The organism is Citrobacter sp. Cu231 (genome assembly GCF_030332265.1).
In the GTDB taxonomy this organism is placed as follows: Bacteria; Pseudomonadota; Gammaproteobacteria; order Enterobacterales; family Enterobacteriaceae; genus Citrobacter; species Citrobacter meridianamericanus.
Genome location: NZ_JAOWIE010000034.1, coordinates 199963 through 220681, shown reverse-complemented (window position 1 = coordinate 220681; position 20719 = coordinate 199963). Strand labels below are relative to the sequence as shown.

The window sequence follows — 20719 nt, the reverse complement described above, 5'->3', positions numbered from 1 at the left end:
GTACAGACCATTACAGCAGTTAGTAAGGCAAGTCCCTTCAAGAGTTATCGTTGATACCCTCGTAGTGAGCATTTCCTTTACTGTTAAAAAATCTGTAAAGCACGCCATATCGCCGAAAGGCACACTTATTTTTTAAAAGGTAATACACTATGTCCGGTAAAATGACTGGTATCGTAAAATGGTTCAACGCTGACAAAGGTTTCGGCTTCATCACTCCTGACGATGGCTCTAAAGACGTGTTCGTACACTTCTCTGCTATCCAGAACGATGGCTACAAATCTCTGGACGAAGGTCAGAAAGTTTCCTTCACCATCGAAAGCGGCGCTAAAGGCCCGGCAGCTGGCAACGTAACCAGCCTGTAAGCTTAAAAAGCTCAAAATTCTGAATCCCTGCCGAACGGCGGGGATTTTTTTATTTATAGTTCGTACAACGCCTCGCCCACACGTCTTTGCATTACTTTACCCGTCGCCCCTTTGACCTTTCCCTAAGGGCAAGCTTTATAGTGAGCCAGTCTGTATTCCACAACGTTCACAAGGAATTGAAGCTATGTCGAAATCCTCATTGCTGCTGGCTTTAGGTTTACTCACCACCGGTAGCGTGTTCGCGGCAACTCCGGAAGCCACTTTTTTGGCGGAACACGGGCTCAGCGGAAAATCCGTCGAGCAAATCGTCGAGGCCATTGACCAGTCTCCCCAGAGCCGCCCGCTGCCGTACTCGGCATCCATCACCAGCACTGAACTGAAGCTCTCTTCGGGCGATCAGATCTATACCCTGCCGCTCGGTGACAAGTTCTATCTGTCATTTGCCCCTTATGAATGGCAAACACATCCTTGCTTCAACCACAGCCTTTCCGGTTGCCAGGGCGAAATGCCGGAGCAGACATTCAATGTCAAAGTCACGGATAACAAGGGTGATGTGGTGCTACAAAAAGAGATGAAGAGTGGTCGAAATGGCTTCGTCGGGGTTTGGCTACCGCGCAATATGGCAGGCACAATCGCAGTAAGCTACAACGGCAAAAAAGCGGAGTATCCCATTAAAACCATGGAAGACAGCCAGACCTGTCTGACTAAATTACAATTGCGCTAACAAAAAAAAGCCGGATGGCGCAATTGCTTATCCGGCATTTTCTAAGTCAGCTCAGGACCGTTACTGCAGCAGCGAAATATCCGCCACGCGCAGGAACAGTTCGCGCAGTTTTTCGAGCATGGATAGACGGTTAATACGCAGATCTTTATCTTCTACATTAACCATCACTTTTTCGAAGAACGCATCAACCGGTTCACGCAGTGCTGATAACTCAACCAGCGCTTCCTGGTAATGTCCAGCGGCGAAAACAGGCTCCAGCTTATCGCGCAGCACCACAACCTGCATCGCCAGCGCAATTTCTTCCGGCTCTTTCAGCGTTGCCGCATTCACACGGTCATTCAACGTTTCTTCAGACTTCGCCAGAATATTTGATACGCGCTTGTTCGCGGCAGCCAGCGCGGACGCAGCCTCCAGCGTACGGAAGTGCGAAACAGCCTTCATACGCGCATCGAAATCAGCCGGACGAGTCGGACGACGCGCCAGCACGGCCTGGATGGTATCGACGGTGTAACCTTCATCCTGATACCAGGCGCGGAAGCGACCGAGCATAAAGTCGATAACGTCATCCACCACGTTGGCGTTGGTCAGCTTGTCGCCATACAGACGAACAGCCTCTTCCGTCAGCGTTTGCAGATCCAGATTCAGGTTCTTCTCAACGATGATACGCAGCACGCCCAGCGCGGCACGACGCAGCGCAAACGGATCTTTGTCGCCTTTCGGATGCTGACCAATACCGAAGATACCCGCCAGGGTGTCCATCTTGTCAGCAATCGCCACGGCACAAGCCACCGGGTTAGACGGCAGGTCATCACCGGCAAAACGCGGCTGATACTGCTCGTTCAGCGCCACGGCAACATCTTCCGCTTCGCCATCGTGACGCGCGTAGTGCATTCCCATCACGCCCTGGGTGTCGGTGAACTCGAAGACCATGTTGGTCATCAGGTCGCACTTGGACAGCAGGCCAGCTCGCGTTGCGTGGTTAACGTCAGCGCCAATTTGACCAGCAATCCAGCCCGCCAGCGCCTGGATACGGTCAGTCTTGTCGCGCAGCGTACCCAGTTGCTGTTGGAACAGCACGGTTTGCAGACGCGGCAGATGGTCTTCCAGACGTTTTTTACGGTCGGTATTGAAGAAGAATTCGGCATCCGCCAGACGCGGACGAACCACTTTCTCGTTGCCAGAGATAATCTGGGTCGGATCTTTTGATTCGATGTTGGCCACAAAGATAAAGTTCGGCAACAATTTGCCGTCGTTCGCATAAACCGGGAAGTACTTCTGGTCACCTTTCATGGTGTGTACCAGCGCTTCAGACGGAACAGCGAGGAATTTATCTTCGAACTTCGCGGTCAGAACAACCGGCCATTCCACCAGTGAGGTGACCTCTTCCAGCAGGCTTTCACTCAGATCGGCGTTGCCGCCAATTTTACGAGCCGCCTCTTCAGCATCGGCTTTGATTTTCGCTTTACGTTCAGCGTAATCCGCAATCACTTTGCCGCGCTCACGCAGGATTTCCGGGTACTGATCGGCAGAATCGATGGTGAATTCCGGCTCGCCCATAAAACGATGGCCGCGGATCACGCGATCGGACTGGATACCCAGAATCGTTGCCGGGATGACTTTGTCGCCCAGCAGCAGGGTCACGGTGTGAACCGGACGCACGAAGTGAACGTCAGACGCGCCCCAGCGCATCAGTTTCGGGATCGGCAGTTTCGCCAGTGAGGTGGCGATCATGTTCGGCAACAGCGTTTCAGCGCTTTCGCCTTTCACATGCGCGCGATACAGCAGCCATTCGCCTTTGTCGGTGGTCAGACGCTCAGCCTGATCAACCGTGATACCGCAACCGCGCGCCCAACCTTCTGCCGCTTTGCTCGGTTTGCCTTCCGCGTCAAACGCCTGGGCAATGGCCGGGCCGCGTTTTTCAACTTCACGGTCCGGTTGAGATTCAGCAAGGGCAGCTACTTTCAGCGCCAGACGACGTGGAGCGGCGAACCACTCTACGTTGCCGTGTGCGAGGCCAGCGTTGTCCAGCTCCGCGGTAACGTTCGCAGCAAAGGACTCAGCCAGGCTGCGCAGTGCTTTTGGTGGCAGCTCTTCAGTGCCGATTTCCACCAGAAAAGTTTTCTCAGACATGGCCGCCTCTTATTTGTCTTTGTTGCACATCGGGAAGCCAAGGGCTTCACGGGAAGCGTAGTAAGCTTCTGCCACTGCTTTGGTCAGGGTGCGAATGCGCAGGATGTAGCGCTGACGCTCGGTGACGGAGATGGCTTTACGCGCATCCAGCAGGTTGAAGCTATGGGCGGCTTTCAGAATGCGCTCATACGCAGGCAGCGGCAGCGGGTTTTCCAACGCCAGAAGCTGCTGCGCTTCTTTCTCGTACTGCTCGAAGCAGGTGAACAGGAAGTCCACGTCAGCGTATTCAAAGTTGTAGGTGGATTGCTCCACTTCATTCTGATGGAACACGTCGCCGTAGGTGGTTTTACCCAGCGGGCCGTCGCTCCAGACCAGGTCGTAAACACTGTCTACGCCCTGAATGTACATGGCCAGACGTTCCAGACCGTAGGTAATTTCCCCGGTCACGGGTTTACATTCCAGACCACCAACCTGCTGGAAGTAGGTGAACTGCGTCACTTCCATGCCGTTCAGCCACACTTCCCAACCCAGACCCCAGGCACCCAGCGTCGGGTTTTCCCAGTTATCTTCCACGAAACGAATATCGTGAATGGTCGGGTCCATACCCAGCTCTTTCAGAGAACCCAGGTACAGCTCCTGAATGTTGTCCGGTGACGGCTTAATCACTACCTGGAACTGATAGTAGTGCTGTAAGCGGTTCGGGTTTTCGCCATAGCGGCCATCGGTCGGACGACGGGAAGGCTGCACATAAGCAGTCGCCATCGGTTCCGGCCCTAGCGCACGCAGGCAGGTCATTGGGTGAGATGTCCCCGCGCCGACTTCCATGTCCAATGGTTGAACAATGGTGCAGCCCTGGCGAGCCCAGTAATCCTGTAAGGTCAGGATCAAGCCCTGGAAGGTCCTGGTATCAAACTTTTGCATATTATTTCGTGCTGGATACGTGTGGATTTAAAGGAAGCGGTCAGTATACCCGCTGGCTGCAAGATATACAGTACGAAACGGGAAAAAGGGGGAACTTAGCGCATGGAAAGGTGCAAAAACTGCCCGTCTGCATCAAAAGAGCAGACAAAACTCTCTTTACGGAAGGTCGAACCCCGCATCTCATAGCTGCCCTGGAATTGTTCCAGGCCGGAGATATCAATTTTCAGCGCGTCAGTGTTATAAATCTGTGCCGCCTCATTTTTGCACAGTGACTCCATATCCAGCGAGCGCGTTGCATTGACCTTAACCTTTTGCGCCTTCTGCGCGGGCGCGGGCGGCGGTGTGTCGGCGCACGCCACCAGCAAAAGGGTCGCGAACGCGGGAAAGAAATACTTCATCATCATTTTATTACCGCCTGGTTTGCTGGTCAGTCTTATTATTAGTGTCTGGAAACGGATCCTATTTTCAGAATCTCATCAGACCATCTCAAGCTTTAGCGTAAGAACTCGGATTATTCCAGTGAGCTACGCATGCAAAATTTCGGTCAGACTTTTTTTAATGGATACAGAGGAACTGATGCAGCCCAAAATTTACTGGATTGATAATCTGCGCGGGATCGCCTGTCTTATGGTCGTGATGATCCACACCACGACCTGGTATATCACTAATGCGCAAAGCGTCAGCCTGTTGAATTGGGATCTGGCCAACGTGCTCAATTCCGCCTCTCGCGTCAGCGTCCCGCTGTTCTTTATGATTTCGGGCTATCTGTTTTTTGGCGAGCGCAGCGCCAAACCGCGCCATTTCACGCGCATCGCGCTCTGCATTTTGTTTTACAGCAGCGTGGCGTTGGCCTATATCCTGCTGTTTACCTCGATCAACGCTGAGCTGTCGCTGAAAAACTTGTTGCAAAAGCCGGTGTTCTATCACCTGTGGTTTTTCTTCGCGATCGCCGTTATCTACCTGATTTCGCCGCTGATACAGGTAAAAAACATCAGCGGCAAGATGCTGCTGGCACTCATGGTGGTGATAGGTGTGATTGCCAATCCCAACACCGTCTCGCAAAAAATTGGCGGCTTTGAGTGGCTTCCGGTCAACCTGTACATCAGCGGCGACACTTTCTACTACATCGTGTACGGCATGCTGGGCCGGGCGATTGGCATGATGGATACGCAAAAGCGCGCGCTCACCTGGCTCTGTGCGGCGTTATTCATCACCGCCGTGTTTATTATTTCTCGAGGCACGTTGCATGAACTGCGCTGGCGAGGCAATTTTGCCGATACCTGGTACCTCTACTGCGGCCCGGCAGTGTTTATTTGTGCAGCCTCACTCCTGACACTGGTCAAAAATACGCTCAGCACGCGCACTCTGCCGGTACTGGGCCTTATTTCCCGCCACTCATTAGGAATTTATGGCTTTCATGCGCTGATCATTCACGCGTTGCGCACCAACGGTATAGAATTCAAGAACTGGCCACCGCTGGATATGCTGTGGATTTTCAGCGCCACGCTGGCAGGAAGTTTACTGTTGTCCATATTGTTGCAGCGCATCGATACGCGCAGGTTGGTAAGTTAATCCCCCATATATTGCAGACGCAGCAACAAAACTTGCCCCAGTAGACATATGATGAATGCCACCGGGTACAGCCCCTTTTCGAGGGACGATACCGGGGCATTCCATACGCCCACCAGCAACAATCCAATCGTTATGAGCGCCACCATCTGACACACGGAAGCGAAGCGTTCGTCGTTCTGATTGAGATTTACAGCACGTTGATAAGCGTAGGTCACAAACATTCCCGTCATCAGCACGCCGAAAAAATAGCCTTTGCCGCTCAATAACGGGCACGCCCGCCATAGGCCAATAACGTAAATCAGTGCGCCAGAGAGGAATAGTATCCATGGCAACAGCCTTGTCGTCTTCATTGGGATCTCCTTATCCATCAGAGATACAATATGAATAACCCACTACAGACAACACAGAAAAATGCCACTACGCCGGACTTTCAGAATAAATTCATGCGTGATGGTTATTTGTTTGATTGAAATATACATTTGATAAATCCCCTCTGTTTACCAGAGGGGATTTAGGGTCAGGACATCAGCGGCTGTAATTGCTGATAGATTCGGCGGAAGGTTTCCCGACGCTGTTGGTACAGCGCGTGGCGCCCGGCGTCAGGATAATGCGCCTGCTCCAGCGTAAGCTGAGGCAGTAGGTCTGATAAAGGCCGCTGCGTATTCATGGCAATTTGCGCCAGTCGCGCCGCGCCGAGTGCAGGGCCGACATCGCCGCCGGTACGGTAATCCAGCTGCAATCCACTGATGTCAGACAGCATCTGACGCCAGTACTCACTGCGTGCCCCGCCGCCAATCAGCGTAATACTGGCAGGCTGCACGCCGCAGGCATGTACCACGTCCATACCGTCAGCCAGCGCAAAACCCACGCCTTCCAGCACCGCCTGAGCCAGTTCCGCCGGACCATGCTGATGCGTCAGACCAAAAAATACACCCTTCGCCTGAGGGTTGTTGTGTGGCGTACGTTCGCCGGACAGATAGGGTAAAAACCAGACCGGCTCAGCGTGTTCATCCGCCTGTTGCGCTGCGGCAATCAACGCAGGAACGCTCGCCAGCCCGGTTAATTTTGCCGCCCAGTCCAGGCAGGATGCCGCACTTAGCATCACGGACATCAGGTGCCATCTTTCAGGTAAAGCATGGCAAAAACTATGGACCGCGCTTTCCGGTTTGCTGAGAAAACCATCACTGACCGCAAAATAGACCCCTGAAGTCCCCAGCGATAACATTGCCTGACCGGCATTCATCATGCCGACGCCAACCGCTCCCGCCGCGTTATCACCGCCTCCGGCAACCACCGCAACCTCCTGCATTCCCCAGGCCCTGGCGACCTCCGGCAACAATGTTCCGGTAATCTCACTACCTTCATAAAGCTCAGGCATATGCGCACGGGTCAGTTGACAGGCGGCCAGCATGACATCACTCCAGTCACGCTTCGCGACATCCAACCACATGGTACCTGCCGCATCGGACATATCGCTGGCGAAATCGCCGGTCATACGCAGGCGCAGATAATCTTTCGGCAGCAGGACTTTATCAACCCGGCTGAAAATCTCCGGTTCGTGGCGCTGCACCCACAGCAGCTTTGGCGCGGTAAAGCCAGGCATCATCAGGTTACCGGTGATGCCACGCGATTGCGGAACCCGCTCCTCAAGCATGACGCACTCTTCAGCACAGCGACCATCGTTCCACAGAATAGCCGGACGCAATATCTTCTGTTGCTCATCCAGTAGCGTCGCACCGTGCATCTGTCCGGCAATCCCCAGTGCTTTCACCTCGCGAAGTGAATGCTGGTGACCCAATGCTTTCACAGCCCGATCCGTTGCCAACCACCACTGCTCAGGGTCTTGTTCAGACCATAATGGATGCGGGCGCGAAACGGTGAGTTTCTCCGTGTGCGAAGCGACCACATCCCCCAGCTCGTTAAGCAGAATGGCCTTTACGCCTGATGTGCCAAGATCTATCCCGATATACATAAGGCATCGTTCCTTAAAGAAAGGCCCGGTAGCGCGAGCTTACCGGGCTTACGGACGCTCTCAGAGACCCGTTATTTATCGAACAAATAATGGTTCACCAGATTTTCCAGCAATTCCTGATGACCGCTCTGGTGCACTGGCGCCAGGTTATGTTGTTCAGCGTACTGCGCAATTTCCGTCAGCGTCATCTGCCCTTTCAGAATTTGCTGGCCCAGCTCACCATTCCAACCGGCATAACGTTTTGCCACGCGCTGGTCCAGACCACCGTCTTCAATCATGCGCGCTGCAATTTTCAGCGACAGTGCCATGGTATCCATCGCGCCAATATGACCATAGAACAGATCGTATTTATCGGTACTCTGACGACGCACTTTGGCATCGAAGTTCAGGCCACCGGTGGTGAAACCGCCCGCTTTCAGGATTTCGTACATCACCAGCGCATTCTCTTCTACGCTGTTCGGGAACTGGTCAGTGTCCCAGCCCAGCTGCGCGTCACCACGGTTGGCATCGACAGAGCCAAACAGACCCAACGCAATAGCGGTGGCGATTTCGTGATGGAACGAGTGGCCCGCCAGCGTGGCATGGTTAGCTTCAATATTCAGTTTGATCTCTTTTTCCAGACCGAACTGCTTGAGGAAGCCGTAGACGGTCGCCGCATCGTAATCGTACTGGTGCTTGGTCGGTTCCTGCGGCTTCGGTTCGATAAGCAAGGTACCCTGGAAACCGGTTTTGTGTTTGTGTTCCACCACCAGTTGCATGAAGCGACCAATTTGCTCACGCTCCTGACGCAGATCGGTATTCAGCAACGTCTCATAGCCTTCACGACCGCCCCACAGGACATAGTTTTCGCCACCTAACTTATGTGTGGCATCCATGGCCGTAACCACCTGCGTGGCGGCCCAGCTGAATACTTCCGGATCCGGATTCGTTGCCGCGCCCGCGCCGTAGCGTGGGTTGGTGAAGCAGTTTGCCGTTCCCCACAGCAGCTTCACGCCGTTCTGTTCCTGTTTTGCCGCCAGCACATCAACCATCTGCGCAAAGTTGTTTTTGTACTCTTTCAGTGAAGCCCCTTCAGGCGAGACATCCACGTCATGGAAGCAGTAGTAAGGCACATTCAACTTGTGAAAGAACTCAAATGCCACATCCGCTTTGCGTTTCGCCAGCGCCAGTGCTTCACCAGGCTGCTGCCACGGACGATCGAAAGCGCCCATGCCGAACATATCCGCACCGTTCCAGCAGAAGGTATGCCAGTAGCAGGCAGCAAAACGCAGATGATCTTCCATGCGTTTGCCCAACACGATTTCGTCAGGATTGTAATGGCGAAATGCGAGCGGGTTAGTAGATTTAGTCCCTTCGAAACGAACGCGATCGAGTTGGTCAAAATAAGCCGGCATAATAAGCTCCATAATCAGGTAATACGGTAAGTAAACTGCGATATGGCTATACTGGAATTTCCTGATTTATTGCTCAATTACGTTATTTCACACCGCTATTAAGAGAATACCCAAACGTGCGCTGGCTCCCAAAAAAACGCGATGAAAGAAGAAATAAAAAAGCGATCGCGATCGAAGGTTAGCCATTAAACAAAAAACCGTAATGCGTAGATTAAAAATGACAATTGCCTTCCCGCTGGCTGTATGTAAATTTTGCCTGGCCTCAGGCAATCAGGAAATTTGTCACGCTTCATCAAGCAGTCGTACCGGCGGTTTTGCTAGTATCGACAGGCCCACGTTAACCTTTCCAGGACAGGTTCTTATGTTTGATAAACGTCACCGCATCACTCTGTTATTTAATGCCAATAAAGCCTATGACCGCCAGGTGGTAGAAGGAGTGGGTGAATATTTACAGGCATCGCAATCCGAGTGGGATATATTCATTGAGGAAGATTTCCGCGCCCGTATTGATAATATTAAAGACTGGCTCGGCGATGGCGTTATTGCCGATTATGACGATGATGACATTGCACAATTACTTGCCGATGTCGATGTTCCAATCATCGGCGTTGGGGGTTCCTACCATCGGGAGCAAGATTATCCCCCGGTACATTACATTGCTACCGACAATCACGCGCTGGTAGAAAGTGCTTTCCTGCATCTGAAAGAAAAAGGGGTAAACCGCTTTGCGTTTTACGGCCTGCCTTCGTCAAGCGGTAAACGCTGGGCCGCGGAACGTGAATATGCGTTTTGCCAGTTGGTGGCAAAAGAAAAGTACCGCGGCGTCGTCTACCAGGGGCTGGAAACTGCGCCGGAAAACTGGCAGCACGCGCAAAATCGTCTGGCAGACTGGCTACAAACGTTGCCGCCTCAAACCGGCATTATCGCGGTCACCGACGCGCGGGCACGACACGTCCTGCAAGTCTGCGAGCACCTGCATATTCCGGTACCAGAAAAGCTGTGTGTGATAGGAATAGACAACGAAGAACTGACCCGTTACCTGTCGCGGGTAGCGCTGTCATCCGTGGCTCAGGGAGCCAGGCAGATGGGCTACCAGGCCGCAAAACTCCTGCACCGCTTGCTGGCGAATGAAGTGCTGCCGCTACAACGCATTCTGGTTCCTCCAGTGCGCGTGGTAGAGCGGCGCTCAACCGATTACCGCTCCTTGACCGATCCTGCCGTAATTCAGGCCATGCACTTTATTCGCAATCATGCCTGTAAAGGGATTAAGGTTGAACAAGTGCTGGATTCAGTGGGAATTTCACGTTCGAATCTGGAGAAGCGCTTTAAAGAAGAGGTCGGAGAGACCATCCACGCCGTGATTCATGCCGAAAAGCTGGAAAAAGCGCGCAGTCTGCTCGTTTCTACCACGCTTTCGATCAACGAAATTTCACAGATGTGCGGCTATCCGTCGCTGCAGTATTTCTATTCAGTCTTTAAGAAAGAGTACGATACGACGCCAAAAGAGTATCGCGATGTGAACAGTGAAGTGTTGCTATAGAGGGAATTGCCGGATGGCTACCTGGTCTGATCCGGCCTACAAGGTGATTTGTAGACCGGATTAGCACACGAAATTACATATGTGCGGCGATTAAGCGTTGGTTATCCTGATACATGGCGAACAGATAGTTGTTGTAGCTCTGTCCTTTCGTGGAATACCCCTTCAGCTTATGGATCATCGCGGTAGCGGTGACTTCCTGATCGGCCTTACGCAACTGCGCGCGTGACTTACGGAAAGAAGAGTAAGCCGGGTGCGTGTTCAGGTTAATGACGTAGGCATTTACCGACTCTTTCACCGATTCAAACTGTGAATAGCCTTTCACCTTACCCGGTGCGTTATTGCAACTACCTTTGCCACATTTCATGCCAAACAGGTTGTTGTTGCTACGCGCCAGCTTCGACGTCCCCCAGCCGCTTTCGGCCGCAGCCATGGTTGCAACCATGCTGGTCGGGATAATGTCTACGCGCTCAAGCAGCGTATTCCACGGAATTTTACGCGTGTTGCCAGACCAGCTCACCTTGTAGCGCTTCGCGATGTCTTTCATACGCGTGCGCTCAGTGGGTGACCAGCGGTTCTGGTACTGTTTTGAAATCAACCAGTTACGATCCGCCGCAATGGCAGCATTTTGGCTGGTAATATAAGGCATAACCGTCCGGAGAAACGCTTTTTTCCTTGGTGTTCCGGAAGGGTATTTTCGCAAATCAGGAAGTGAACTACTCTTTGCACTATTGCGAGAATACTCTTGTTTACTGCTTACCTGTTTATTACTTGCCTTGATTACCTGAGGCTTGTGACTCGTTGTCGCCGTGTGTGTCTTTGCCAGCGCCTCACCCGAAAATACCACGGTGAGTAACATAAGAATCATTGCCCCATATCGTCGAATGGGAGTCAATATCATTAGGTCTCCTGGTCGGATTTATGCATTCCAACACCTTATATTTTTCACAAAAATGAGAGATGAATCTCAAATCATATCAAAAATAGCCGTCAAGAGCACCCAAAGGAATAGTCCAATTCTGAAACTATGTCACGCATTAACGGTTCAGGGCGCCATTAATTCGAAGAAAATGTGGAGGTTATCGCAAAATCAGTTCATTTTTTGAACGCGTTAGCTCCCCCTCACTTCTCCTCCTGGCGGAATCGACTCAAAGGAGGAGTTTCCGGCCTGATTTCACTGGCAAACTGGCGAAAATCGCAGCATCAAGGACAGCATTATGAAACTTGCCGCCGTTGCGCTGGCGCTGATACCCGGCTTTGCCATCGCCTCATCATGGACTTCTCCAGAACTTCCCACCTTCGAAGCGGAAGGTACGGGTAAATTCGTCAGCCATGCAGCGTTGACGAAGGGTACTCGCCCTTTGATTCTGAATTTTGACCAACAGTGCTGGCAGCCTGCCGATGCGATAAAACTCAACCAGATGCTATCGCTAAAACCGTGTGAAGGCGCGCCGTCGCAGTGGCGTTTATTCAAAGACGGCGATTACACGCTGGAAGTCGATACCCGGTCCGGCACACCGACGCTAATGCTCTCGGTCAAAAACACCGTAGGGCCCGCCACCGTCCAGATTCGCCAGTGCCCAAAATGGGATGGTTCGCCGTTAACGCTGGACGTGAGCCAGACCTTCCCGGAAGGTGCCGTGGTGCGCGATTTCTACAGCCAGCAAACGGCAACAGTAAAAAACGGGTCGATTACCTTACAACCCGCCGCAACCAGTAACGGACTGTTGCTGCTGGAACGGGCAGAAACCGATGCCCCCGCCGCTTTCGACTGGCATAACGCCACGGTATATTTCGTCCTGACGGACCGCTTTGTGAATGGAGATCCGAGCAACGACCACAGCTACGGACGTCGCAACGACGGCATGCAGGAAATTGGCACTTTCCACGGTGGCGATTTGCGCGGCCTCACCAGTAAACTCGACTACCTGCAACAACTGGGCGTCAACGCCCTGTGGATCAGCGCACCGTTTGAGCAAATCCACGGCTGGGTTGGGGGCGGCGCCAAAGGAGATTTTCCCCACTACGCATACCACGGCTACTACACCCAGGACTGGACCACGCTTGACGCCAACATGGGTAATGAAGCGGATCTGCGTGCGCTGGTTGATGGCGCACACCAGCGCGGCATCCGTGTCCTGTTTGATGTGGTGATGAACCATACCGGCTACGCCACGTTGGCGGATATGCAGGAGTATCAGTTTGGGGCACTGTACCTATCGGGCGATGAGCTGAAAAAAACGCTCGGGGAACGCTGGACGGACTGGAAGCCCGCTGCCGGACAGAGCTGGCACAGTTTTAATGATTACATCAACTTCAGCAATAAAGCCGGCTGGGAAAAATGGTGGGGGAAAAACTGGATCCGCACCGATATTGGCGATTACGACAATCCTGGCTTTGATGACCTGACCATGTCGCTGGCGTTCCTGCCCGATCTGAAAACCGAATCCACCACACCTTCCGGGCTGCCAAACTTTTATCAGCACAAGCCGGATACGCGCGCCAAAGCCATTGCTGGTTACACCCCCCGGGATTATCTGACCCACTGGCTCAGCCAGTGGGTGCGAGATTATGGGATTGACGGCTTTCGGGTCGATACCGCCAAACACGTCGAGCTTCCCGCCTGGCAGCAGCTAAAAACACAGGCCAGCGCGGCACTGCTCGAATGGAAGAAAGCCAACCCGGACAAAGCGCTGGATGATAACCCCTTCTGGATGACCGGCGAAGCCTGGGGTCACGGCGTAATGCAGAGCGATTATTATCGTCACGGCTTCGATGCGATGATCAATTTTGACTATCAGGAACAGGCGGCAAAGGCCGTCGATTGTCTGGCAAACATGGATCTCATCTGGCAGCAGATGGCGGATAAACTGCAGGACTTCAACGTTCTGAGTTATCTCTCCTCGCACGATACGCGGTTGTTCCGCGAAGGTGGAGACAAAGCCGCCGAGCTATTGCTGCTGGCGCCGGGCGCGGTACAGCTCTTTTATGGCGACGAGTCGGCCCGACCTTTTGGCCCAACCGGCTCTGACCCATTACAGGGTACACGCTCAGAGATGAACTGGCAGGAGGTGACCGGCAAATCTGCCACCAGCGTCGCGCACTGGCAGCGTATCAGTCAGTTCAGGGCCAGACATTCCGCTATTGGCGCCGGTCAACAAACCACGCTGGCTTTGAAGCAGGGATACGGATTTATCCGCGAACATGGCGATGATAAAGTCATGGTGGTGTGGGCCGGCCAGCATTAACCAGGCTAGCGTCCGGTGTCGTCATCTGGCCGGACGCAGCTCAAAACAATTCACCAGCCTGATACGTTTAGGCAGCATAAAACATCAATCCAGCCTGATACCCCTGATTTGCACCCTGCTATGGGTAGCGCTATGGTTAGCCACTTTATTACTCAGTTCGACAGACCACCAGCTATGACATTCTCACTTTTTGGCGACAAATTTACCCGCCATTCAGGCATCACACGCCTGATGGAGGACCTCAACGACGGTTTACGCACCCCTGGCGCCATCATGCTCGGCGGCGGCAATCCAGCGCAAATTCCAGAGATGCAAAATTACTTTCATTCTCTGCTGGCAGATATGCTGGAAAACGGCAAAGCCACTGATGCGCTTTGTAATTATGACGGTCCACAAGGTAAAACCGAGCTACTGTCTGAGCTGGCGAAACTGCTACGTGAGAATCTGGGTTGGGATATTGAGCCACAAAATATTGCACTGACAAATGGCAGTCAGAGCGCGTTTTTCTACTTATTCAACCTCTTCGCCGGACGTCGCGCCGATGGAACCACCCGAAAAGTGTTGTTCCCATTGGCACCGGAATACATTGGCTATGCCGATTCCGGGCTGGAAGAAGATCTCTTTGTCTCCGCGCGTCCGAACATCGAACTGTTGCCGGAAGGTCAGTTTAAGTATCACGTTGATTTTGAACACCTGCACATCGGTGAAGAGACAGGCATGATCTGCGTGTCACGTCCGACCAATCCGACAGGTAACGTGATCACCGATGACGAGCTGATGAAGCTGGATCGGCTGGCCAACCAGCATGGGATCCCGTTGGTGATTGATAATGCCTATGGCGTACCGTTCCCTGGCATCATCTTTAGCGAAGCACGCCCGTTGTGGAACCCCAACATTGTGCTGTGCATGAGTCTTTCGAAGCTGGGTCTGCCGGGTTCCCGCTGTGGCATCATTATCGCCAATGAAAAAATCATCACAGCTATCACCAATATGAACGGCATCATCAGCCTTGCACCTGGCGGAATGGGTCCGGCAATGATGTGCGAAATGATTAAGCGCAACGACCTCTTGCGTCTGTCCGAGACGGTTATCAAACCGTTTTATTACCAGCGCGTACAGGAGACAATTGCGATCATTCGCCGCTATTTACCTGAAGATCGCTGCCTGATTCATAAACCAGAGGGCGCGATTTTCCTGTGGCTGTGGTTCAAAGATTTACCCATCACTACTGAACTGCTGTATCAGCGCCTGAAAGCGCGTGGCGTGCTGATGGTTCCCGGCGACTACTTCTTCCCAGGGCTGGATAAACCCTGGCCGCATACGCATCAGTGCATGCGGATGAACTACGTGCCAGAGCCGGAGAAAATCGAAGCGGGAGTGAAGATTCTGGCTGAAGAGATCGAACGCACCTGGCTGGAAGGCTGATGATAAACCCGACCCAGGCACGGGTCGGGCTACTTTCACAGCGGCTGGGAACGTAGACGCTGTTTCTGGACGCTGACCGCATCTATACACTGCAACGCGCTGGTCGGGCAGGCTTCGACACACGCGGGTCCCGCCTCACGGTGCCAGCACAAATCGCATTTTATCGCCTGCACCCGTGACGAGCGGGCGACGACATTCATTGCCCCAAACGGACAAGCCAGCATACAGCTTTTACAGCCAATACAACGCGCCTGTTCAACGAAGATATGTCCATGTTCACGACGAATAGCGTGCGTTGGGCAAACATTCGCGCAAGGAGCATCTTCACATTGATGACAAGCGACCGCCGTCGTAAAGGCGTCATCTTTAATCACGCGGATCCGCGGAGTAAACGCAGTGGAAGAGACCGACGCACAATCCTGGTTTTGCTGATGCGCGACGACACAGGCCACTTCGCAGGTACGACACCCAATACATTTTGCCGCATCCGCCATAATAAACGCGTTCATTTTCCCCTCCCTCTGCGTGAAAAACACAGAGTGCCAGAGAGGTCACCCTTGTCGCTTTGATCGGACAGGGGAAACGGTTAAATTTTGTCAGGTGCCTGAACGACGCCAGGCATGCGCCTAATCGCGAACGGTAAAGCCCAGCTCATTGGAAATGGCCTGCGCGGTTTCCCGCAGCGGCTTGAGTAAATTCTTTTCTCCGACCTGCTTCAGGCGCGAGGTAGAGAGTGAAATCGATACCGAGTACGGCACCCGCCCATGAATATCAAACACCGGCACGGCAATGCAGGAAACCCCCAGCTCGTTCTCTTCCCGATCCATTGCCATGCTGCTTTCGCGAATCTGTGCCAGCTCATCGTACATGGCCGGTAAACCAGTAATCGTATTGCGGGTCAGCGGCTGAATCAGATCCTGGTGGCTCTGCCAGTAAGATTCCACATAGTCCGGATGACCAAACGCCATATAAATTTTGCCCATCGCTGAGCAATACAGCGGCATATGCTGACCGATATAAGCGCGGGTACGCAGCATGCCCGTTGTCGGCTCCAGCTTATAAATCAAAATCGCATGGTCGTCTTCACGACTGGAGAAGTTGATGGTTTCACCGGTGGCGATATTCAGCGCTTCAAGGTGCGGCGCAGCAACATGGATGATATTCAGTGACGACAGCGCCTTCTGACCCACGGCAATAAATTTGGTGGTCAGGCGATAACTCCCCGCCGCTGGCGCGGGGGTGACATATCCGCAGGATTGCAGCCCTTGCAGCAGTCGATGCACGGTACTTTTGTTTAGCCCTGCCAGTTCAGACAAATGCGCCAACGGGCAACCATTCGGATAGTTGCTCAAAATCTCAATCAACATCAAACCACGGAACAGGCTCTGACTTCCGGCTGGCCTCTCTTTGTCTTGCGTCATTTCACTCTCTTTAGTGCCCATCGCTTCCGCTCCCCTTTTCGTCGCGCTCTGATGGTAGCGCAAAGTGTGTTTCAGTTCACGATCTGAACCAAAAAAACACAACTGTTTGATTTTGATGATTTTAAAAAACAAGCCGCCCCGTTGATCTGTCAAAATTTGATCGCTATATTTGAAATCAGATTTCGCATAGTGAAATTTAGAGATAAAAAAGCGATCAAATTTAAACAAGGAAACAGGAATGAAAGTCACTTTTGAGCAGTTGAAAGAAGCGTTCAATCGGGTACTGCTGGCACGCGGTATCGCCGTTGAAACCGCCGATGCCTGTGCCGAAATGTTTGCCCGTACCACCGAATCCGGCGTGTATTCGCACGGCGTGAACCGTTTTCCCCGTTTCATTCAGCAACTGGATAACGGTGACATCATTCCTGAAGCCAAACCGCAGCGCATTACCAGCCTGGGGGCGATTGAGCAGTGGGATGCCCAACGTTCGATCGGCAATTTGACGGCGAAAAAGATGATGGACCGAGCCATCGAACTGGCCTCCGATCACGGTATTGGCCTGGTCGCGCTACGTAACGCCAACCATTGGATGCGCGGCGGCAGCTATGGCTGGCAAGCAGCGGAGAAAGGCTACATTGGTATCTGCTGGACCAACTCCATTGCCGTGATGCCTGCATGGGGTTCTAAAGAGTGCTGCATAGGCACTAACCCGCTGATTGTTGCCATCCCCTCCACGCCGATCACCATGGTCGATATGTCGATGTCGATGTTCTCCTACGGCATGCTGGAAGTGAATCGCCTGGCCGGTCGTGAACTGCCGGTGGACGGCGGGTTCGACGATGAAGGTAACCTCACCAGAGAACCTGGCGTTATCGAGAAAAACCGCCGTATTTTACCAATGGGTTACTGGAAAGGTTCTGGCCTGTCGATTGTGCTGGATATGATCGCCACCCTGCTTTCAGACGGTTCTTCCGTGGCCGAAGTCACCCAGGACAACAGTGATGAATATGGCGTTTCACAGATTTTCATCGCCATCGAAGTAGACAAGCTGATCGATGGCGCATCCCGCGACGCCAAACTGCAGCGGATTATGGATTTCATCACCTCCGCCGAACGCGCCGATGAAAACACACCTGTTCGTCTACCAGGTCACGAGTTTACAAAGTTGCTGGATGAAAACCGCCGCAACGGTATCACCGTTGATGACAGCGTCTGGGCCAAAATTCAGGCGTTGTAAGGAGTCAGAGTATGATCTTTGGACATATCGCTCAGCCTAACCCGTGTCGTTTACCCGCGGCGATTGAAAGAGCGCTCGACTTTCTGCGCAGCACAGACTTCCGCAAACTGGAACCGGGCGTAGTGGAAATCGACGGTAAAAACATCTTTGCGCAAATTATCGATTTAACCACGCGTGATGTTGCCGAAAATCGCCCGGAAGTGCATCGCCGCTACCTGGATATTCAATTTCTGGCCTGGGGTGAAGAAAAAATCGGTATCGCGATTGATACCGGGAATAACCAAATCAGTGAATCGTTATTAGAACAGCGCGATATTATTTTTTATCACGCCAGCGAACATGAATCTTTCATCGAAATGATTCCGGGAAGCTATGCCATATTTTTCCCGCAGGATGTTCACCGTCCTGCATGTCATAAAACTGTCGCCACACCGATCCGCAAAATAGTTGTGAAGGTTGCTATTTCAGTTTTATAAAAGGAGCACAACATGAGCGTTAATAATGCCGGTTATATAATCGGTGCGTACCCCTGTGCACCCTCATTTCACCAAAAGAGTGAAGAGGAAGAGAAGGAATTCTGGCGACAGCTCGCCGATACCCCGGATATTCGAGGGCTGGAGCAGCCCTGCCTTGAACATCTTCACCCGTTAGGCGACGAATGGTTATTGCGCCATACGCCGGGCGACTGGCAAATCGTGGTCACCGCCATTATGGAAACCATGCGCCGTCGTGGCGCAAACAGCGGTTTCGGGTTGGCTTCCAGCGACGAAGATCAGCGTAAAGCCTGCGTGGCGTATTACCGTCATCTGCAGCAGAAAATCAACCATATCAATACGGCCCACGCCGGAAAAGTGATTGCGCTGGAACTACATGCCGCTCCCAATGCCAGCAATCCAAATGTTGCGCAGGCCACCAACGCACTCGCCCGTTCGCTTAAAGAGATAGCCAATTGGGACTGGTCATGCGATCTGGTGCTGGAACATTGTGATGCTATGACCGGCATTGCGCCGCGCAAAGGCTTTCTGCCGTTAGACAATGTGTTGGAGGTCATTGCCGGGTATGACATCAGCGTGTGCATTAACTGGGCGCGATCGGCCATTGAAGGGCAAAATCCCGCCCTGGCGTTGACCCACACGCAGCAGACCAAACAGGCTGGAAAATTGGGGGCGCTGATGTTCTCCGGCACCACAATAACGGGAGACTACGGCGAGTGGCAGGACTTGCACGCCCCGTTTGCTCCGTTCTGCTCACAAAGTCTGATGACCATCGACCATGCCCGCGAATTATTCGCCTGCGCAGAAGCCAAACCATTGCAATTTGCTGGTATTAAATTGCTGGAAATAAACGCCAATGCAGATGTGAACCATCGCGTAGCGATATTGCGTGACGGTATCACGACGTTAAATAAAGCAAAAATATAAAAATAAAATACTACTCTACGAGAATATTAATATGAACATGACCTCTCGCCCTACACTCAAAGATATACCCCGTCAGCGCTGGCTGCGAATTATCCCACCTATTTTAATCGCCTGTATTATTTCTTATATGGACCGCGTCAATATCGCCTTTGCGATGCCGGGGGGTATGGATGCCGAATTAGGTATTTCCGCCAGCATGGCAGGACTGGCTGGCGGTATTTTCTTTATCGGTTATCTGTTTTTACAGGTTCCCGGCGGAAAAATTGCCGTTCACGGTAGCGGCAAGAAATTTATCGGCTGGTCACTGGTTGCCTGGGCAGTGATATCCGTCCTTACGGGGTTGATCACTAATCAATATCAACTGCTGGTTTTGCGCTTTTTACTCGGTGTAGCCGAAGGCGGCATGCTGCCGGTGGTGCTGACGATGATCAGTAACTGGTTCCCCGACGCCGAGCGTGGTCGTGCCAATGCGATCGTGATTATGTTTGTGCCGATTGCCGGAATCATTACTGCCCCGCTCTCGGGTTGGATTATCACCATTCTCGACTGGCGCTGGCTGTTCATCATTGAAGGTTTGCTTTCCGTCGTTGTACTGGTGTTGTGGGCCTATACCGTTTACGACCGTCCGCAGGAGGCACGCTGGATCTCTGAGGCCGAGAAAAATTATCTGGTCGAAACACTGGCCGCCGAGCAAAAAGCCATTGCCGGAACGGAAGTCAAAAACGCCTCGCTGGGCGCGGTGCTTTCCGATAAAACCATGTGGCAGCTCATCGCACTGAACTTCTTCTATCAGACCGGGATTTACGGTTACACCCTGTGGCTGCCGACCATCCTCAAAGAGTTGACGCACAGCAGCATGGGACAGGTCGGTATGCTCGCCATTCTGCCGTACGTCGGGGCCATTGCCGGGATGTTCCTGTTCTCTTCTCTCTCTGACCGCACCGGTAAACGCAAGCTATTCGTCTGCCTGCCATTGATTGGCTTTGCCCTGTGCATGTTCCTTTCCGTCGCGCTGAAAAATAACGTCTGGCTGGCTTATGCCGCGCTGGTCGGCTGCGGCTTCTTCCTACAATCGGCAGCGGGCGTGTTCTGGACCATTCCGGCGCGTTTGTTCAGTGCGGAAATGGCCGGTGGCGCACGCGGGGTCATCAACGCGCTGGGCAATCTCGGCGGCTTCTGCGGTCCTTATGCGGTCGGCGTACTCATCACCCTGTATAGCAAAGATGCGGGGGTTTACTGCCTGGCTATCTCACTGGCTCTGGCCGCGCTGATGGCGCTGCTGCTGCCAGCCAAATGCGATGCCGGTGCCGCTCCGCTAAAGACACTGAATCCACATAAACGCACAGCGTAAAACA

The 20719-nt window shown here is 52.8% G+C and carries 19 protein-coding genes; 10 read left to right on the top strand and 9 right to left on the bottom strand.

Going from position 1 to position 20719, the window contains the following annotated elements:
* The first annotated feature begins 149 nt into the window (after positions 1–149).
* Together cspE and cueP are read left to right on the top strand one after the other, a co-directional pair.
* Positions 150–362: a transcription antiterminator/RNA stability regulator CspE gene (cspE, locus tag OGY15_RS11955; RefSeq protein WP_000014594.1), complete on the top strand. Its 213-nt coding sequence runs from the start codon at positions 150–152 to the stop codon at positions 360–362.
* Between the two features lie 184 nt (positions 363–546).
* Positions 547–1086 carry a copper-binding periplasmic metallochaperone CueP gene (gene cueP / locus OGY15_RS11950; protein ID WP_151216939.1) on the top strand — a complete coding sequence of 180 codons (540 nt, stop codon included), beginning with the start codon at positions 547–549 and terminating at the stop codon, positions 1084–1086.
* Positions 1087–1146: 60 nt separating this feature from the next.
* Here the strand turns inward: cueP and glyS are convergent, their stop codons facing one another.
* The 3 genes from glyS to OGY15_RS11935 form a co-directional block, all read right to left on the bottom strand.
* Positions 1147–3216: a glycine--tRNA ligase subunit beta gene (gene glyS, locus OGY15_RS11945; RefSeq protein ID WP_187253849.1), complete on the bottom strand. Its 2070-nt coding sequence runs from the start codon at positions 3214–3216 to the stop codon at positions 1147–1149.
* A gap of 9 nt (positions 3217–3225) precedes the next feature.
* Positions 3226–4137 carry a glycine--tRNA ligase subunit alpha gene (glyQ, locus tag OGY15_RS11940; protein ID WP_001168551.1) on the bottom strand — a complete coding sequence of 304 codons (912 nt, stop codon included), beginning with the start codon at positions 4135–4137 and terminating at the stop codon, positions 3226–3228.
* Between the two features lie 95 nt (positions 4138–4232).
* Complete coding sequence (locus OGY15_RS11935; protein ID WP_151216940.1) at positions 4233–4541, bottom strand: YsaB family lipoprotein; 309 nt, start codon at positions 4539–4541, stop codon at positions 4233–4235.
* 172 nt (positions 4542–4713) lie between these two features.
* Between OGY15_RS11935 and OGY15_RS11930 the strand changes: the two genes are divergently transcribed.
* Complete coding sequence (locus tag OGY15_RS11930; RefSeq protein WP_210904157.1) at positions 4714–5709, top strand: acyltransferase; 996 nt, start codon at positions 4714–4716, stop codon at positions 5707–5709.
* Here the strand turns inward: OGY15_RS11930 and yiaB are convergent.
* The 3 genes from yiaB to xylA form a co-directional block, all read right to left on the bottom strand.
* Positions 5706–6059, bottom strand: a complete 354-nt coding sequence (yiaB, locus tag OGY15_RS11925; RefSeq protein ID WP_151223988.1) for an inner membrane protein YiaB — start codon at positions 6057–6059, stop codon at positions 5706–5708. The genes OGY15_RS11930 and yiaB overlap by 4 nt on opposite strands.
* A 167-nt stretch (positions 6060–6226) precedes the next feature.
* A complete protein-coding gene (xylB, locus tag OGY15_RS11920) occupies positions 6227–7681 on the bottom strand; it encodes a xylulokinase (RefSeq protein WP_151216943.1) in 1455 nt (484 codons plus the stop codon).
* 71 nt (positions 7682–7752) lie between these two features.
* Positions 7753–9075, bottom strand: a complete 1323-nt coding sequence (gene xylA, locus OGY15_RS11915) for a xylose isomerase (RefSeq protein WP_187259796.1) — start codon at positions 9073–9075, stop codon at positions 7753–7755.
* Positions 9076–9436: 361 nt separating this feature from the next.
* Here xylA and xylR point away from each other — a divergent pair, with 361 nt between their 5' ends.
* Positions 9437–10615 carry a D-xylose utilization transcriptional activator XylR gene (xylR, locus tag OGY15_RS11910; RefSeq protein WP_151216945.1) on the top strand — a complete coding sequence of 393 codons (1179 nt, stop codon included), beginning with the start codon at positions 9437–9439 and terminating at the stop codon, positions 10613–10615.
* A 73-nt stretch (positions 10616–10688) separates the two neighbouring features.
* Here xylR and OGY15_RS11905 read toward each other — a convergent pair whose 3' ends face one another.
* The gene (locus OGY15_RS11905) at positions 10689–11513 is read right to left on the bottom strand and encodes a protein bax (protein ID WP_187259797.1); all 825 of its coding nucleotides are present in this window, start codon (positions 11511–11513) and stop codon (positions 10689–10691) included.
* A 316-nt stretch (positions 11514–11829) separates the two neighbouring features.
* Here OGY15_RS11905 and malS point away from each other — a divergent pair, with 316 nt between their 5' ends.
* Positions 11830–13860 (top strand): alpha-amylase, encoded by a 2031-nt coding sequence (malS, locus tag OGY15_RS11900; RefSeq protein ID WP_286539307.1) that lies wholly within the window; start codon positions 11830–11832, stop codon positions 13858–13860.
* Positions 13861–14034: 174 nt separating this feature from the next.
* Positions 14035–15285 (top strand): valine--pyruvate transaminase, encoded by a 1251-nt coding sequence (gene avtA, locus OGY15_RS11895; protein ID WP_353655353.1) that lies wholly within the window; start codon positions 14035–14037, stop codon positions 15283–15285.
* 35 nt (positions 15286–15320) lie between these two features.
* On the opposite strand, the gene OGY15_RS11890 is transcribed toward avtA, so the two are convergent.
* Positions 15321–15794, bottom strand: coding sequence for a 4Fe-4S dicluster domain-containing protein (locus OGY15_RS11890; RefSeq protein WP_005120516.1), 474 nt, complete (start codon positions 15792–15794; stop codon positions 15321–15323).
* A 117-nt stretch (positions 15795–15911) separates the two neighbouring features.
* Positions 15912–16727 carry an IclR family transcriptional regulator YiaJ gene (gene yiaJ, locus OGY15_RS11885; RefSeq protein ID WP_048213806.1) on the bottom strand — a complete coding sequence of 272 codons (816 nt, stop codon included), beginning with the start codon at positions 16725–16727 and terminating at the stop codon, positions 15912–15914.
* A 217-nt stretch (positions 16728–16944) separates the two neighbouring features.
* Here yiaJ and yiaK point away from each other — a divergent pair, with 217 nt between their 5' ends.
* From yiaK to OGY15_RS11865, 4 genes are read left to right on the top strand one after another with little or no spacing between them, the layout of a single operon-like run.
* Complete coding sequence (gene yiaK / locus OGY15_RS11880; RefSeq protein ID WP_151216954.1) at positions 16945–17943, top strand: 3-dehydro-L-gulonate 2-dehydrogenase; 999 nt, start codon at positions 16945–16947, stop codon at positions 17941–17943.
* Positions 17944–17954: 11 nt separating this feature from the next.
* Positions 17955–18419: a YhcH/YjgK/YiaL family protein gene (locus OGY15_RS11875; RefSeq protein ID WP_151216956.1), complete on the top strand. Its 465-nt coding sequence runs from the start codon at positions 17955–17957 to the stop codon at positions 18417–18419.
* Positions 18420–18431: 12 nt separating this feature from the next.
* Positions 18432–19364 (top strand): DUF4862 family protein, encoded by a 933-nt coding sequence (locus OGY15_RS11870; protein ID WP_286539300.1) that lies wholly within the window; start codon positions 18432–18434, stop codon positions 19362–19364.
* Between the two features lie 31 nt (positions 19365–19395).
* On the top strand, positions 19396–20715 hold the full coding sequence (locus OGY15_RS11865; RefSeq protein WP_286539298.1) for an MFS transporter: 1320 nt from the start codon (positions 19396–19398) through the stop codon (positions 20713–20715).
* Positions 20716–20719: the final 4 nt, after the last annotated feature.

Coding starts and splice junctions, on each gene's coding strand:
- yiaJ (WP_048213806.1), bottom strand. CDS start 16,727: ATGGGCACTAAAGAGAGTGAAATGACGCAAGACAAAGAGAGGCCAGCC.
- OGY15_RS11870 (WP_286539300.1), top strand. CDS start 18,432: ATGAGCGTTAATAATGCCGGTTATATAATCGGTGCGTACCCCTGTGCA.
- avtA (WP_353655353.1), top strand. CDS start 14,035: ATGACATTCTCACTTTTTGGCGACAAATTTACCCGCCATTCAGGCATC.
- OGY15_RS11890 (WP_005120516.1), bottom strand. CDS start 15,794: ATGAACGCGTTTATTATGGCGGATGCGGCAAAATGTATTGGGTGTCGT.
- yiaB (WP_151223988.1), bottom strand. CDS start 6,059: ATGAAGACGACAAGGCTGTTGCCATGGATACTATTCCTCTCTGGCGCA.
- cspE (WP_000014594.1), top strand. CDS start 150: ATGTCCGGTAAAATGACTGGTATCGTAAAATGGTTCAACGCTGACAAA.
- OGY15_RS11875 (WP_151216956.1), top strand. CDS start 17,955: ATGATCTTTGGACATATCGCTCAGCCTAACCCGTGTCGTTTACCCGCG.
- glyS (WP_187253849.1), bottom strand. CDS start 3,216: ATGTCTGAGAAAACTTTTCTGGTGGAAATCGGCACTGAAGAGCTGCCA.
- yiaK (WP_151216954.1), top strand. CDS start 16,945: ATGAAAGTCACTTTTGAGCAGTTGAAAGAAGCGTTCAATCGGGTACTG.
- xylA (WP_187259796.1), bottom strand. CDS start 9,075: ATGCCGGCTTATTTTGACCAACTCGATCGCGTTCGTTTCGAAGGGACT.
- OGY15_RS11865 (WP_286539298.1), top strand. CDS start 19,396: ATGAACATGACCTCTCGCCCTACACTCAAAGATATACCCCGTCAGCGC.
- xylR (WP_151216945.1), top strand. CDS start 9,437: ATGTTTGATAAACGTCACCGCATCACTCTGTTATTTAATGCCAATAAA.
- cueP (WP_151216939.1), top strand. CDS start 547: ATGTCGAAATCCTCATTGCTGCTGGCTTTAGGTTTACTCACCACCGGT.
- OGY15_RS11930 (WP_210904157.1), top strand. CDS start 4,714: ATGCAGCCCAAAATTTACTGGATTGATAATCTGCGCGGGATCGCCTGT.
- glyQ (WP_001168551.1), bottom strand. CDS start 4,137: ATGCAAAAGTTTGATACCAGGACCTTCCAGGGCTTGATCCTGACCTTA.
- malS (WP_286539307.1), top strand. CDS start 11,830: ATGAAACTTGCCGCCGTTGCGCTGGCGCTGATACCCGGCTTTGCCATC.
- OGY15_RS11935 (WP_151216940.1), bottom strand. CDS start 4,541: ATGATGATGAAGTATTTCTTTCCCGCGTTCGCGACCCTTTTGCTGGTG.
- xylB (WP_151216943.1), bottom strand. CDS start 7,681: ATGTATATCGGGATAGATCTTGGCACATCAGGCGTAAAGGCCATTCTG.
- OGY15_RS11905 (WP_187259797.1), bottom strand. CDS start 11,513: ATGATATTGACTCCCATTCGACGATATGGGGCAATGATTCTTATGTTA.